The 14,454-nt window shown below is 69.0% G+C and carries 16 protein-coding genes; 5 read left to right on the plus strand and 11 right to left on the minus strand.

The annotated features are described in order from the left end of the window. Position 1: 1 nt before the first annotated feature. On the plus strand, positions 2-814 hold the full coding sequence (locus IM787_RS20175; protein WP_193678521.1) for a thymidylate synthase: 813 nt from the start codon (positions 2-4) through the stop codon (positions 812-814). After that, positions 811-1,308: a dihydrofolate reductase gene (locus tag IM787_RS20180; protein ID WP_193678522.1), complete on the plus strand. Its 498-nt coding sequence runs from the start codon at positions 811-813 to the stop codon at positions 1,306-1,308. Before IM787_RS20175 ends, IM787_RS20180 begins: the two co-directional genes overlap by 4 nt. Here the strand turns inward: IM787_RS20180 and IM787_RS20185 are convergent. Then, positions 1,277-2,263 carry a LysR family transcriptional regulator gene (locus IM787_RS20185; RefSeq protein ID WP_193678523.1) on the minus strand — a complete coding sequence of 329 codons (987 nt, stop codon included), beginning with the start codon at positions 2,261-2,263 and terminating at the stop codon, positions 1,277-1,279. The two genes, IM787_RS20180 and IM787_RS20185, sit on opposite strands and share 32 nt — an antisense overlap. Positions 2,264-2,362: 99 nt before the next feature. Between IM787_RS20185 and IM787_RS20190 the strand changes: the two genes are divergently transcribed. The 3 genes from IM787_RS20190 to xth are packed head-to-tail and all read left to right on the plus strand — an operon-like array spanning position 2,363 to position 4,399. Continuing rightward, positions 2,363-2,905 (plus strand): YybH family protein, encoded by a 543-nt coding sequence (locus tag IM787_RS20190; RefSeq protein ID WP_193678524.1) that lies wholly within the window; start codon positions 2,363-2,365, stop codon positions 2,903-2,905. Beyond that, positions 2,902-3,609, plus strand: a complete 708-nt coding sequence (locus IM787_RS20195) for a class I SAM-dependent methyltransferase (protein WP_193678525.1) — start codon at positions 2,902-2,904, stop codon at positions 3,607-3,609. Before IM787_RS20190 ends, IM787_RS20195 begins: the two co-directional genes overlap by 4 nt. 10 nt (positions 3,610-3,619) lie before the next feature. Further along, a complete protein-coding gene (gene xth / locus IM787_RS20200; protein ID WP_193678526.1) occupies positions 3,620-4,399 on the plus strand; it encodes an exodeoxyribonuclease III in 780 nt (259 codons plus the stop codon). Positions 4,400-4,405: 6 nt separating this feature from the next. Here xth and ntrC read toward each other — a convergent pair whose 3' ends face one another. The 10 genes from ntrC to IM787_RS20250 all read right to left on the minus strand — a co-directional run bounded on the left by ntrC (position 4,406) and on the right by IM787_RS20250 (position 14,427). After that, complete coding sequence (ntrC, locus tag IM787_RS20205) at positions 4,406-5,899, minus strand: nitrogen regulation protein NR(I) (protein ID WP_193678527.1); 1,494 nt, start codon at positions 5,897-5,899, stop codon at positions 4,406-4,408. 44 nt (positions 5,900-5,943) lie between these two features. Then, complete coding sequence (glnL, locus tag IM787_RS20210; RefSeq protein WP_227494554.1) at positions 5,944-6,948, minus strand: nitrogen regulation protein NR(II); 1,005 nt, start codon at positions 6,946-6,948, stop codon at positions 5,944-5,946. A 46-nt stretch (positions 6,949-6,994) separates the two neighbouring features. Further along, complete coding sequence (locus IM787_RS20215; RefSeq protein ID WP_193678529.1) at positions 6,995-7,516, minus strand: hypothetical protein; 522 nt, start codon at positions 7,514-7,516, stop codon at positions 6,995-6,997. Positions 7,517-7,659: 143 nt separating this feature from the next. After that, positions 7,660-9,078: a type I glutamate--ammonia ligase gene (gene glnA, locus IM787_RS20220; RefSeq protein WP_193678530.1), complete on the minus strand. Its 1,419-nt coding sequence runs from the start codon at positions 9,076-9,078 to the stop codon at positions 7,660-7,662. A gap of 185 nt (positions 9,079-9,263) precedes the next feature. Next, a complete protein-coding gene (locus IM787_RS20225; RefSeq protein ID WP_193678531.1) occupies positions 9,264-10,073 on the minus strand; it encodes a competence/damage-inducible protein A in 810 nt (269 codons plus the stop codon). A gap of 72 nt (positions 10,074-10,145) precedes the next feature. Next, positions 10,146-10,823 carry a YdcF family protein gene (locus IM787_RS20230; RefSeq protein ID WP_193678532.1) on the minus strand — a complete coding sequence of 226 codons (678 nt, stop codon included), beginning with the start codon at positions 10,821-10,823 and terminating at the stop codon, positions 10,146-10,148. A 5-nt stretch (positions 10,824-10,828) separates the two neighbouring features. Beyond that, positions 10,829-11,812, minus strand: a complete 984-nt coding sequence (locus IM787_RS20235) for a sterol desaturase family protein (protein WP_193678533.1) — start codon at positions 11,810-11,812, stop codon at positions 10,829-10,831. 12 nt (positions 11,813-11,824) lie between these two features. Next, positions 11,825-12,655: a polysaccharide deacetylase family protein gene (locus tag IM787_RS20240; RefSeq protein WP_193678534.1), complete on the minus strand. Its 831-nt coding sequence runs from the start codon at positions 12,653-12,655 to the stop codon at positions 11,825-11,827. Beyond that, the gene (locus IM787_RS20245; RefSeq protein ID WP_435531177.1) at positions 12,639-13,625 is read right to left on the minus strand and encodes a YVTN family beta-propeller repeat protein; all 987 of its coding nucleotides are present in this window, start codon (positions 13,623-13,625) and stop codon (positions 12,639-12,641) included. The genes IM787_RS20240 and IM787_RS20245 overlap by 17 nt, the downstream gene beginning before the upstream one ends. Before the next feature lie 70 nt (positions 13,626-13,695). Further along, entirely contained in the window at positions 13,696-14,427 is a 732-nt protein-coding gene (locus IM787_RS20250; protein ID WP_193678535.1) for a 16S rRNA pseudouridine(516) synthase, read from the minus strand. Positions 14,428-14,454 lie beyond the last annotated feature (27 nt).

The following is a 14,454-nucleotide window of genomic DNA, read 5'->3' on the forward strand; positions in this document are numbered from 1 at the left end:
CATGACGACCCGCCCCGTCCGCTCGCAGTACGAAGACTTCATGCGCCATGTCTACACGCATGGCACGCCCAAGACCGACCGCACGGGGACCGGCACGCGCAGCGTGTTCGGCTACCAGATGCGCTTCGACCTGAACGAGGGCTTCCCGCTGGTGACGACCAAGAAGGTCCACCTGAAGTCCATCATCCACGAGCTGCTGTGGTTCCTGGAGGGTTCCAGCGACAACAACAGGCTGCGCGAGCGCGGCGTGACGATCTGGGACGAGTGGGCGCGCGAGGACGGCGACCTCGGCCCGGTGTACGGCGTGCAATGGCGCAGCTGGCCGACGCCCGACGGCGGCCACGTCGACCAGATCGCGGAGGCGGTGAAGACCATCAAGGCCAACCCGGACTCGCGCCGCATCATCGTCAGTGCCTGGAACGTCGCCGACATCCCGAAGATGGCGCTGGCGCCCTGCCACGCCTTCTTCCAGTTCTACGTGGCGGACGGCAAGCTCTCCTGCCAGCTGTACCAGCGCAGCGCGGACATCTTCCTGGGCGTGCCGTTCAACATCGCGAGTTATGCGCTGCTCACGCACATGATGGCGCAGCAATGCGACCTGGGCGTCGGCGACTTCATCTGGACGGGCGGCGACTGCCACATCTACAGCAACCACCACGAGCAGGTGGAACTGCAGCTGTCGCGCGCGCCCTACCCTTATCCCACGCTGGACATCAAGCGCAAACCGGCCTCCATCTTCGAGTATCGGTACGAGGACTTCGAGGTGCTCGACTACCAGTGCCACGGGGCGATCAAGGCGCCGGTGGCGGTATGAAGCTGGGACTGGTCTTCGCGCGCGCGCGCAACGGCGTGATCGGCAAGGACGGCGTGCTGCCGTGGCACCTGCCGGAGGACCTCGCCCACTTCAGGAAGGTGACGACGGGCGCGCCGGTGATCATGGGCCGCAGGACCTGGGACTCGCTGCCGCCGAAGTTCCGCCCGCTGCCGGGTCGCAGGAACATCGTGGTGACGCGGCAAGCCGGCTGGTCCGCGCCCGGCGCCGAGACGGCGAACACGGTGGAGCAGGCGGTCGCGCTGTGCGAACCCGCAGCGCATGCATGGCTGATCGGCGGGGCGGAGCTCTACCGGCACGCGGTGCCGCTGGCGCAGATCGCGGAAGTCACCGAGATCGATGCCGACTTCGACGGCGACACCCATGCGCCGGAGCTCGGGCCCGACTGGACGCAGGTCGCGCGCGAGGAGCACACCGCGGCGAACGGCCTGCGCTACGCCTTCGTCACTTACGGACGCGGGCAGGCGGGCGAGTAGGCGTCTTCGCCGGCGCCGGCCGGGACTGCGCCAGCAAGGCGAACAGCCAGTCCAGCCCCGCATCCATCATCGCCGCGTGCGGCGCCACCGCGCGCAGCTGGAACTTGCCGAGCGGCAGCGGCGGCTCCACGACAGTGACGCCATGGCGCGCCCCATGCAGCGCAACGAAGCGCCGCGGCAAGGCGGAGACGAGGTCCGTCTCGGCGATCACCGACAGCGCGAACAGGAAGTTCGGCACCGTCAGCGCGACCCTGCGGGAGCGGCCTTGTCCGGCCAGGAGCTGGTCCACGAAGCCGTGGCCGTCGCCGGTCTGGGAGACGACCAGGTGCTCGGCTTCGCAGTACCGATCCAGCGTCGGTGCCTTCGCCAGGGCGTGCCCCTTGCGCAGCGCCAGCACGAAGTCCTCCTCGTAGAGCACCTGGGCATGGAAACGGGCCGGGCTCGATGCAGCCGGCAGGATGGCGATGTCCATCGTCCGCGCTTCCAGCTCCGCGTACGCCCCGCGCCAGGCGCGCTCCACGGCGGCGTCGCCCGGTTCCGGCAGGAGCTGGCGCACGGACAGGGCGATCCCGGGGGCCGCGGCGCGCACGCGCGCCAGCAGCGGCGGCAGCAGCACGGCCGACACGCCGTCCGGCGCGCCGATGGTGAAGCGGCGCGTGGAGCTTCCGGCGTCGAAGGCCTCGGCGCTGGACACGATGCTGCGCGCGCCGGCGAGCACCTGCGCGATGGGTTCGGCCAGCTCCATGGCCCGCGCCGTGGGCACCACGCCCTTGGGCGTGCGCAGGAACAGCGGGTCGTTCAGCAGCCGCCGCAGGCGACCGAGGCCATGGCTGACGGCCGACGGGGTGAGGTGCATGCGCTGGGCGGCGCGCCCGACGTGCCCCTCGGCAAGGACCACCTCGAACAGCGTCAGGAGGTTCAGGTCCACCCGCGCAAGATCGATCTGGTTCAGCATGTTCCTGAAATCGTATCACTTGCTTCAGCAGGCGAGCCAACCGACCATGCGCTCCTCGCGGTCGCCCCGGAGCGGCCGGCCACCCATCCAGGAGCTTCCATGTCCACGTCACGCCGCAACGTCCTTGCCGCCGGCGCCGCCCTTGCCGCCGCCGACCTCGCCCCCGCCGCGGGCGGCCCTCCCCGGGAGATCGCGCAACTCACCCGCCTGTCCGAGCAGGGCAATGCCGCCCTGATGCGCGGCGACATCGCCCGCTACATGGAGCTGGTGAAGATGGCACCCGACTTCACGCTGATGTCACCCTTCGGCGGGGAGCCTTCGCATGGCGCCTCGTACACGCCCGAGCGAATGCAGTCCATGGGCCGCTTCTTCCGCAACGGCGACCTCCAGCAGGAGGTGGTGCAGGCCTGGGGCACCGCCGACATGGTCGTCCTGGCCATCATCGAGCGCGCGCTGCACGTCGAGGTCGGCGGCCTTCCGGCCCAGGACTGGACCCTGCGCGTGACGCTCGTCTACCGACGGCACGGGTCGGAGTGGCACCTGGTGCATCGCCACGCCGATCCGCTCGCCGCCGGCATCAGCCTGCAGCAGGCGGCGGCGCTGGGGCGCGGGGAGCGGCAGGAACCCGCGGCGGCGCGATGAGCACCGCGTACCACCCGCACGGGGCCGCCGTGTTCGACTGCTTCCGCGGCGAACGGGGTGCGCTGCTGGTGTGCCACCAGGACGGCGAGCGCGACGACGTGCCCGCGGCGTTCTGGCTCCGCGAGACGATGGACCCGCTGGAGGAGAAGGCGCTGGCCCTGTGCCGCGGCCGCGTGCTCGACGCCGGTGCCGGCGCGGGGCTGCACACGCTCGCGCTGCAGCGCCGCGGATTCGACGTGACGGCGATCGACGTCGCGCCGGAGTGCGTCACCGTGATGCGCGAGCGCGGGGTGGCGCGGGCCGAGGCGGCCGACGTGCTGTCGTACGCCGGCGGGCCCTTCGACACCATCCTGTGCCTGTGCAACGGCCTCGACAAGGTGGGCCGCCTGGCCAGCCTGCCGCACTTCCTGGACCGCATGCGCCGGCTGCTGGCGCCAGGCGGGGCGCTCCTGGCCGACTCGTTCGACGTGCGCGTGGGCGCGAGCGGGTCGCGGCGCGATGCGCTCCTGCGCAAGCAGGAGGAGGGCCGCTACTTCGGCGAAACGGACATGCGCTTCGAGTACAAGGGATTGCGGGGCGCGCCCTTCCCCGTGCTGCAGGTCGACTTCGAGACCCTGTCCAGGGTCGCCGGCATGCGCGGATGGGAATGCGAACGCGTGGACGGCACCGGGGGCCACTACCTCGCGAGGCTGGCACCGCGCTAGCATCGCGGCCATGAAGATCACCACCTGGAACGTCAACTCCCTCGCCGCCCGCCTGCAGCACGTGCTGGACTGGACCGCCGCCAACCCGGTCGACGTGCTGTGCATCCAGGAGCTGAAGCTCACCGACGACAAGTTCCCGCTGGACGTGCTGCGCGGCCACGGCTACGAGCACTGCGCGGTGTTCGGGCAGAAGACGTACAACGGCGTCGCGGTCCTGAGCCGCCACCCCGTTCGTGACGTGGTGAAGAACATCGTCGGCTTCGAGGACGACAGCTCGCGGCTGCTGTCGGTGACGCTCGACACGCCGGTGGGCGAGCTGCGCGTCCTGAACGGCTACTTCGTCAACGGCCAGGCCCCGGGCACCGAGAAGTTCGACTACAAGATGTCGTGGCTGCGGGGCCTGCGCGACTATGTCCGGGAGGAACTCGCGCACCACCCCCGGCTGCTGCTGGTCGGCGACTTCAACATCGCGCCGGAGGACCGCGACTCCTACGACCCCGTGGGGCTGAAGGAGACGATCCACCACACCACGGAGGAGCGCGACCACTTCCGCCGGCTGCTGGCGCTCGGGCTGGTCGACAGCTTCCGCCTGTTCGAGCAGCCGGAGAAGAGCTTCAGCTGGTGGGACTACCGGATGCTGGGCTACCCGAAGAACCGCGGCCTGCGCATCGACCACGTCCTGGTGAGCGAACCCGTCAAGCCGCTGGTGAAGGGCTGCAGCATCGACCGCGTCCCGCGCAAGTGGGACAAGCCCAGCGACCACGCACCGGTGACCGTCGAACTGGGCTGAGCGCGCTCACTCCAGGCCGAGCTCCTGGATCTTGCGGGTGATGGTGTTGCGGCCGATCCCCAGTTTCTGCGCGGCCTCGATGCGGCGGCCCCGCGTGTTCTGCAGCGCGGTCAGGATCAGCTTCGACTCGAAGCGCTTGGTCAGCTCTTCCCACACGTCGTGCCGGCCGCTGGTCAGCAGGGCCATCGCTTCGACTTCCAGCGCGGCCTCCCAGCCGCCCGGAGGCACGAGGCCCGCCACCGGTGCGATCGCCGGCTGCGGATGCGGCTCCGCCGGCAGCGAGGGGACGGGGACGTCGGCCGCGGCGACGTCCGGGCGTGGCACGTCGGCCTGCGCCACCAGGCCGATCTCCGGCGGCAGGTCTTTCGCTTCGATCAGCTGTGCCGGCGCCATCACCGTCAGCCAGTGGCAGATGTTCTCCAGCTGCCGCACGTTGCCCGGGAACGGGAAGGTCATGAGCTTCTCGATCGCCGCGTCGGAAATGCGCTTGGGCTCGACCCCGAGCTGCTTGGCGCTCTGCTGCAGGAAGTGCCGCGCCAGCATCGGGATGTCCTCGCGCCGCTCGCGCAGGGCGGGCAGGCGCAGGCGGATGACGTTGAGGCGGTGGAACAGGTCTTCGCGGAAGTTGCCTTCCTTGACGCGCTGCTCCAGGTCCTGGTGCGTGGCCGCGATGACGCGCACGTTGGCCTTGATCGCGTTGTGGCCGCCCACGCGGTAGAAGTGGCCGTCCGACAGCACGCGCAGCAGGCGCGTCTGCAGGTCGAAGGGCATGTCGCCGATCTCGTCGAGGAACAGCGTGCCGCCTTCGGCCTGCTCGAAGCGGCCGCGGCGCATGGTCTGGGCGCCGGTGAAGGCACCGCGCTCGTGGCCGAAGAGTTCGGACTCCAGCAGGTCCTTGGGGATCGCCGCGGTGTTGATCGCGACGAAGGGTCCGTTGGCGCGCGGCGAGTGCTTGTGCAGCGCGCGCGCCACCAGCTCCTTGCCCGAGCCCGACTCGCCCGTGATCATCACGGTCACGTTGCTTTGAGAGAGCCGCCCGATCGCGCGGAACACGTCCTGCATCGCCGGTGCCTGCCCGAGCATTTCGGGGGCGGCCGCCATGCGTTCCTCGGCGACTTCCTCGCGCTGGCTTTCCTCCACTGCGCGGCGGATCAGCTCGATCGCCTTGGGCAGGTCGAAGGGCTTGGGCAGGTATTCGAAGGCACCGCCCTGGAAGGCGGAGACGGCGCTGTCCAGGTCGGAGAAGGCCGTCATGATGATGACCGGCAGGCCCGGGTGCTTTTCCTTCACGCGCGTGAGCAGGTCCAGGCCGGAGCCGCCCGGCATGCGGATGTCGCTCACCAGGATCTGCGGGCCGTCCTCGTCGTTGGCGGCTTCCAGGGCCGTCAGCACCTCGCGCGCGTTGGTGAAGCTGCGCGTGGGCAGGTCCTCGCGCAGGAGCGCCTTTTCCAGCACGAAGCGGATGGATTGGTCATCGTCAACGATCCAGATCGGCTTCATGGGTCCCTTGTGGTCAGGCTGGCTGCAATGTTCTCGAAAAGGCTTCAGGGCAAGGGGATGAGGATCTTGAAGTCCGTCCGCCCCGGCACGCTGTCGCACTCGATCAGGCCATGGTGCTGCTGCACGAAGGTCTGCGCCAGCGTGAGCCCCAGGCCGGACCCGCCTTCCCGCCCCGACACCAGGGGAAAGAAGATGCGGTCCTTGATCGAGTCCGGTACACCGGGCCCGTTGTCGATGACATGCAATTCCAGTGCCAGTCGATAGCGCTGCTTGCCGAACGTGACCTGCCGGCTGATGCGCGTCTTGAACGTCAGCATCGCGTCGCCGGCGGCCATGCGTTCGGCCAGCGCCTGCGCCGCGTTGTGCGCGATGTTCAGCACCGCCTGGATCAGCTGCTCGCGGTCGCCGCGGAATTCCGGGATGGAGGTGTCGTAGTCGCGCACCACCCGCAGCCCGCGCGGGAACTCGGCGAGGATCAGCGACCGCACGCGTTCGCACACCTCGTGGATGTTCACGTCGCCCACCACGTGCGGCCGGCGGTGCGGCGCCAGCAGGCGGTCGACCAGCGTCTGCAGCCGGTCGGCCTCGTGGATGATCACGCGGGTGTATTCCTTGAGGTCCTTGCCCTCGATCTCCATCTCCAGCAGCTGCGCCGCGCCGCGGATGCCTCCGAGGGGGTTCTTGATCTCGTGGGCCAGGTTGCGGATCAGTTCCTTGTTGGCCTGCGCCTGGTCGATCAGGCGCTCCTCGCGGTCCTGGCGGGCCTGCGCCTCGAGCGGCAGGAGCTCCACCACGAACTCGTCGGGGGTGTCGGTCTGCGCCAGCACGACGTGCACGGGCATGGGCTCCGACAGGTGGCGCACCAGCCGCGCGTCGTAGCGCAGCGCGGCGTATTCGTTGATGCGCGCGCCGTCGAGGGCGGTGCGCAGGACCTGCGGTTCGGTGAAGAAGGGGAGGAAGCTGGCGCCCTCGATGCTGCGGCGGGAGGTGCCGAGCGCGTCCTCGAGGGCGGAATTGGCGAACAGCACCGTGCCGTCGCCGCGGACCATGGCCACGAGCGTGGCCAGCAGGTCGAGCGACTGGAAGCGCTCGACCTTACTTGGAAGCCGTGCTGCCGCCGGTGCGGCCAAGTTCGCGCTGGAGTCCCTTGATGTCATTGTCGGTACGCTCGATGCTGGCCTTGAGTTCGGCCACGCGGTCCAGGTACTTCTGGTGGTTGCGCGTTTCGGGGCCCAGCTTGTCGGGCTCGCCGTTGTTGTATTCCTTGAGCAGTTCCGCCTTGCGCGTCTCGGCCTTCTTCAGCTCGGCTTCGAGGATGGCGCGGGCATCGCTGTCGCGGGCCTTCTGGTCGCCGGAGTTCACGCGCACCGCCTCGCGGGAGGCCGCGCTGCCGGGCGCGCTGACGTTCGCCACGCCGGTCGCCGCAGCCCCGTTCACGCGGGTGCCCTGCACCACCGTCACGTTGCCGCCTTCCATCAGCTTGCAGCCGCGCGACTGCGCTTCGGCCTGGCTGTTGGTGTACACGTTGCCGGGGCAACGGAAGATCTGCGCCTGCGCGGACGCGCCAGCGGCGGCAAAGACGAAAGCAGCGGAGATGAGGATGGATGCGGTCTTCATGAACGGTTCTCCTGGCATCGGACGGATGCACGGGGGACGGCCTTTCAGTATCGCGCAAACTCTTCAGATTGCAAATTAAGTGATTGATTTAAAAGGGAAAGAGGCGACAAATGTCGCCTCTTTACCGCTCAGCCTGTGATTAATTACAGGCTGTAGTACATGTCGAACTCGATCGGGTGCGTCGTCATGCGGAAGCGGGTCACCTCCGTCATCTTCAGCTCGATGTAGGCATCGATCATGGCGTCGCTGAACACGCCGCCCTTGGTCAGGAAGCCGCGGTCGTTGTCCAGGTACTCCAGCGCCTGGTCGAGGCTGTGGCACACGGTCGGGATCTTCGCGTCTTCTTCCGGCGGCAGGTGGTACAGGTCCTTCGTGGCGGCTTCGCCCGGATGGATCTTGTTCTCCACGCCGTCGAGGCCGGCCATCAGCATCGCCGCGAAGCCCAGGTACGGGTTCATCAGCGGGTCCGGGAAGCGGCACTCGATGCGGCGGCCCTTCGGGTTCGCCACGTACGGGATGCGGATGGACGCCGAGCGGTTGCGCGAGCTGTAGGCCAGCTTCACGGGCGCTTCGAAGCCGGGCACCAGGCGCTTGTAGCTGTTGGTGCCGGGGTTCGTGATGGCGTTCAGCGCGCGGGCGTGCTTGATGATGCCGCCGATGTAGTAAAGCGCGAACTCGCTCAGGCCGGCATAGCCTTCGCCGGCGAACAGGTTCTTGCCGTCCTTCCACACGGACTGGTGCACGTGCATGCCGGAGCCGTTGTCGCCGACGATCGGCTTGGGCATGAAGGTCGCCGTCTTGCCGTAGGCGTTGGCGACGTTCTGGATCACGTACTTCTGCAGCTGCGACCAGTCGGCGCGCTGCACCAGCGTGCTGAACTTGGTGCCGATCTCGTTCTGGCCGGCGCCCGCCACTTCGTGGTGGAACACTTCGACCGGGATGCCCAGCTGCTCGAGGATCAGGGACATCTCGGCGCGCATGTCCTGCGTGCTGTCGACCGGGGGCACGGGGAAGTAACCGCCCTTGGTGGTGGGACGGTGGCCCTTGTTGCCGCCTTCGATCTTCTTGCCGGTGTTCCAGGGGGCTTCGTATTCGTCGATCTCGACGAAGCAGCCGGAGGGGCCGGCGGCCCAGCGCACGTCGTCGAAGATGAAGAATTCGGGCTCCGGGCCAAAGAAGGCGGTGTCGCCGAGGCCGGAGGCCTTGAGGTAGGCCTCGGCGCGCTTGGCGATCGAACGCGGGTCGCGGTCGTAGGCCTTGCCGTCGCCCGGCTCCAGCACGTCGCAAGACAGGATCAGCGTGGTCTCTTCGAAGAACGGGTCGACGTTGGCCGTGTTCGGGTCCGGCATCAGCAGCATGTCGGAGGCTTCGATGCCCTTCCAGCCCGCGATGGAGGAACCGTCGAACGCGTGGCCCGCGCTGAACTTGTCTTCGTCGAAATGGGACACAGGCACGGTCACGTGCTGCTCCTTGCCGCGGGTGTCGGTGAAGCGGAAGTCGACGAACTTGACTTCGTTCTCCTTCACCATCTTCATGACGTCTGCGACGGTCTTGGCTGCCATCAAGGTTCTCCTGGGGATGGTTGGTGGTTGTCGAATGGGACGGCGGGCAGGATGCAGGTTCTGTGCCAGAAGCTGGTGCATGCCGGCAGGGCGGAAGAGGCGCATTCTCGCCGCTTCCGGCCCGGTTTTGCGCTCAGCAGTGCACCTCGCCGGTGCAATCCTCCTCTTGCACTGCAATGGTGCAGCTAAGGACGCACCAGTTCGGGGCCGAGCTTGGCGCCCAGGGCCTCGAGCCCGGACCGGAGCAGCCCGTAGGCCGGGTCCACCGCGGCCGGCGCGCCCTTGACCCCGAGGTCGATGTGCTTGCCCAGGGTGGGATGGTCGACGCTCGGCAGGCTGAAGACCTTCACCCCCGGGTGCTCCCGCTCCACCTGCTCCATCAGCGGCGTGAGCAGGGCCTCCATGGCGCCGAACACGATCACCGACTTCTCGACGTAGGCGCCGCGCTGGAACTGGTGGCCGTAGCGCGTGTCCAGCACGTGCTCGATCATCGGCCAGGCCATCACCGGGAAGCCGGGCACGAAGTGGATGTCGCGCACGCTGAAGCCCGGGATCTTGTTGTACGGATTGGGGATGAGCGTCGCGCCTTTCGGGAACACCCCCATGTTCAGGCGGTGGACGTTGTCCGGGCGGTCCGGCTCGTAAGTGGTGCCCTGCTCCCGGGCGACGTCCTGCATGCGCTCGCGGATCAGGCGCTCGGCCTCGGGGTGCAGCTCGAGCTCGATGCCGAGCGCCCGGGCCGCGCACTGCCGGGTGTGGTCGTCGGGCGTGGCGCCGATGCCGCCGGTGGAGAACACGATGTCGCCGGAGGCGAAGGCGCGCCTCAGGCTGTCGGTGATGCGCCCCGGCTGGTCGCCGACGTATTCGGCCCAGGCGAGTTGCAGCCCGCGGGCGGCGAGCAGTTCGATCACCTTGGGCAGGTGCTTGTCGACGCGTTTGCCGGAGAGGATCTCGTCGCCGACGATGATGAGGCCGATGTCAGGGTTTTGGGGCATGGGGGTCGTCGTGGCGGCGGACGCCGGGTCTGGGGCAGTGCGCATTCTTCCATGCCGGCGCCGGGGCCACGCTCAGGGACAGGATGGCGCGCGGAAAGGGACCGTTCCCGCCAGGGCGGCCCGCATCGCTCCGCCCCATTCCAGCAAGGGCCGGCGCGCCGCCTGCCATCCCGCCTTGCCGGGTCGGAAGGCCTCCAGGCTCCAGCGGAATGGCGGTCGGCCGCCGGGGTCGGTGCCGCCGGGGACGGGCGCGGGAACGACCTCGAAGCCGGCCGCGGCGAACTCCGCCCGTGCGCGGGGCATGTGGTACGGGTCGGTGACCAGAGCGATCCGGCGCACGCCCATGCCCGCCACCAGACACCACGAGTAGACGGCGTTCTGGTGCGTATTGACCGACTCGGTCTCCACCCAGCGCGGCCCGACGCCGTACTGGCGCAGGAGGATGTCTTCCATCTTCTCGGACTCTGCCCGGAAGCCGCTGTCGCCGGTGCCCTTGCCGCTGAGGAGCACCGGGAGCCCGGTGGCCAGGTGCAGCCGGGCCGCATGGTGGACGCGCGCGGTGCGGCCTCCGACCACGACGATGGCATCCACCTGGCCCGCGAGCCGGCCGGGCTCGACCGGCGCCGACGCCTGCTCGAGCGCCGACAGCAGCAGCGCAGCCCCGGCCCGCGTGGCCGACACGAGCACGCCGGCCGAAGCGATGGTCACGAGAACGAGGACGGCGATCCCGATGCGCCATCCGGTGCGCATTCGCCTCAGGCCTTCCCGACCAGCCGCAGCAGCCCCAACCACTGCTGCTCCCAGAACCCCGTGCCGTAGTGGCGGCCCTTTTCCACCTGGTCGCGGATGCCGGTGGGGTCGTAGCGGATCTCGAAGTTGCCGGTGCGGAACAGCATGTCCCACCAGGGCAGAAGCACGCCGAAGTTGTGGCCGCCCAGCGCGGGGCTGCGGCCGGCCTTCAGCGAGTCGCCCGCCACGCCGCGCTCGTGCCCGATGCCGATGCTGTGGTGCAGCCGGTGGAAGCGCGGGGAGATCCAGAGCCGCTCGCCGATGCGGCCGAAATGCAGGCGGATGTTCGCGTGCTGCAGGCTCTCGCTCAGCTGCGCGATGGCCACGATGGCCACGAACTGCCCCGGCCCCACGCCGATCATCTGCCCCAGCACGACCAGCAGGCTGTCACGCAGCAGGTCGTCCAGCAGGTGGTTGCGGTTGTCGCTCCACATCGTCATCTGCCGCTGCGAATGGTGCAGCGAATGCAGGCTCCACCACCAGTTCAGGCCGTGCTGGCCGCGGTGGATCCAGTAGTCGACGAAGTCGAAGACCACCAGGTACAGGAGGAAGCTGAGGAAGGGGTGGTCGGTGAAGCCGGCGGCGAGCTGGTCCAGGTGCCAGGTGGCGAAGCCGGCGACGCGCAGCGCGCTGAACATCTCGTCGAAGAGCGGCTCCACGCTGAAGAACAGCGCGAGCCGGAACAGTCCCAGGCGGTGCAGCAGCGTGTAGAGCACGTCCGTGCGGATCGCGCGCACATCCGTCATCGGCTCCACCGGCCGCCAGCGTTGCAGCGGCCCGATGATGGCCAGCATCACCGCGATCTGCACCAGGCCCACCAGCAGCCAGCCGGTGGCCGTGTAGCCGTCCTCGAGGAAGTTGCCGAAGCCGAACGAGAACAGGATCGGCTGGGTGGCCGTCTCGAACAGCCACTGCTGCGCGCGCTCGAAGATTTCCTGGATCCACTGCATGGTCGAACCGTACTACTTGGTGCGCGCGATCCAGGCCCGGTGGTCCGGGTGGTCGCGCAGCGTGGCGAAACAGAAGCCCCTGGCCTTCAGCCCCGTGACCAGCGGCTCCAGCACGGCCGGTGCCCACGGGTCCTTGCGCGACCAGATGCCCAGGTGGGCCAGCAGGATGTCACCGGGGCGGATGTCGCGCAAGGCCTTCTGCAACAGCTGCGCGTTGCTGGCCGATGCGCTGGGGAGCTCGTCGCCCAGGAACCCGGCCGGCGACCAGCCGACGTGCTGGTAGCCGCAGGCCCGGGTGGCGGCGAGGAAGCGCGGCGAGGTCTTCCCGCCCGGCGCGCGGAACAGCGGCAGCGGCTTGCGTCCGGTGAGCTCCTCCAGGCGGCGTGAGGCCTTGTCGATCTCGGCGCAGTACTGCGCGGCGGTCCAGGTGAAGTCCTTGCCGGCCTGCGGCCCCGACGACGCGCGCACACGGAAGCGCACAGGTTCACCCGGCAAGTCGGCGCGCCAGTAGGTGTGGTCCCAGGTGTGCGAGGCGAACTCGTGGCCTTCGGCCGCCCTCGCCTTCCACCAGGCCGCCCAGTGGTTCCCGAGGCTGCCGTCGCCTTCCTTCGTCGTTTCGTTGGCGGCGAAGAAGGTGACCTTGACGTCATGGCGCTTGAGCACGTCGGCCACCAGCGGGGCCACTTCCATGTGGCCGGTGTCGAAGGTCAGGTAGACCGGCTTGCCGCAGGCGGACGGCGGCGGAGCCGGTTGCGCGAACGCCGCGGGAAGAACGAGGCCGAGCGCCCCCACCCCAACCCTCCCCCAGAGGGGGAGGGAGCGCGGACTAGAACCGCGCCGCATGGTCCAGCGTCCATACGCCGTGGGGTGACTTGCCCACCTTGACCTGCTTCACGATCTGCTTCGTCTGGGTGTCGATCACCGTCAGCTTGCGCGCCCAGCGCGAAGTGACCATCAGCAGCCGGCCGCCCTGCAGCACTTCCATGCAGTCGGGGCCACCGGGGGCGGGATAGGTCTCCACCACCTGCAGCGTGGTGACGTCGATCTTGCTGATCGTGTTGGCGACGCGGTTGCTCAGGTAGACGTGCTTCTGGTCGCCGGCGCCGCGGAAGGCGTGGGCGCCCGCGCCCGTCTTGATCTTGCGCACCGTGCGCGGCGCGTCGCCGCTCACGTCGAACACCTCCACCGAGTCGCTGCCCGTCAGGCCCACCAGGGCCGTCTTGTCGTCCGGCGTCACGAAGACGTCGGCCGGCATCGGGCCGGTCTTGATGCGCCAGCGGATCTCCTGGCGGGCAAGGTCCACCGCCACCAGTTCATCGCTGTCCTGCATCGTCACGTAGGCCACGGTGCTGCGGGTGTCGATGTAGATGTGGCTGGGCGTCTTGCCGGTCGGGATGCGCTTGGCCAGCGCGAGGTCCTTGCCGTCCCACTTGTAGACGTCGACGTGGTGCAGGCGGTTGCCGGCCGTGACCAGCCACTTCATGTCCGGCGAGAAGCGCAGGTGGTACGGGTCGACCACGCCGCGGATGGTCTTCTGCACCTCCGCCGTCCGCGGATCGATGAAGGTCAGCGAGTCGGCCAGCGCGTTGGCGACGATGATCGACTTCTCGTCCGGCGTCATGTACAGGTGGTGCGGCTCCTTGCCCGTGGGGATGCGCTTGACCTCCCGCCACGTGGCGGCGTCGATCACGCTCACGTCCGCCTCCAGCGAATTCAGGACGAAGATGGGCGCGCGCTGGGCGGCGGCAAGGCCGGACGCCAGGAGCAGCAGCGCGGCGGCCAGGCCGGCGCGCCAGGGGGAAAGAAGATTCACGGGCGGGCACTCAGGGGGGAAGGCACTTCAACGCGCCAGGGCGGCCGGCGGAGGACCGCAGGGGCGGCCGCTATTGTCCCCGATCAGAGGCTGCGGCAAGCTCGGCATTGGTGAGCCAGCGCCACCCGCCGGGGGGCAGATCGTGGGGAAGTTCCAGCTTTCCGATGCGGGAGCGATGCAGCGCCACCACACGGTTGCCCACCGCGGCGAGCATCCGCTTGACCTGGTGGTACTTGCCCTCGGTCAGCGTCAGGCGAAGGGCATGCGGCCCGGTGGCCTCGCAGGCGGCGGCCCGGACGGGGCGCGGGTCGTCGTCCAGCACGACCCCGGCCAGGAGCTGCCGCACCTGGCGGTCGTCCACGGCGTCGGCCGCCTGCACCTCGTACACCTTGGGAACGTGGTGCTTCGGTGAGCTCATCCTGTGGATGAAGGCGCCGTCGTCGGACAGCAGCAGGAGCCCGGTCGTGTCCTGGTCGAGCCGGCCGATCGCCTGCACGCCCGGGTTGGCGCCCTTGGAGGGCCGCTGCCGCAGGGGTGCGGGCAGCAGGGTGTAGATGCTTGGCCAGGCGGAGGGCTTCTGGGAGCATTCGTAACCCGCGGGCTTGTGCAACATCAGGTAAGCCCTCGCGTGGTACGCCCAGGGCTTGCCTTCCACCGAGAACCGCAGGCCCTCGGCGGGGAAATCCGCATAAGGATCCGTGCACGGCGCCCCTTCCACGGTCACGTGCCCGCCCTGCACGAGCCCGAGGCACACGCGCCGGGGACCGAAGCCCTGGCTGAAAAGGATGTCCTGCAGTTCCATGCACGCAAGCCCGAGAAATGACACAAG

Source organism: Ramlibacter pallidus (genome assembly GCF_015070875.1).
GTDB lineage: Bacteria > Pseudomonadota > Gammaproteobacteria > Burkholderiales > Burkholderiaceae_C > Ramlibacter > Ramlibacter pallidus.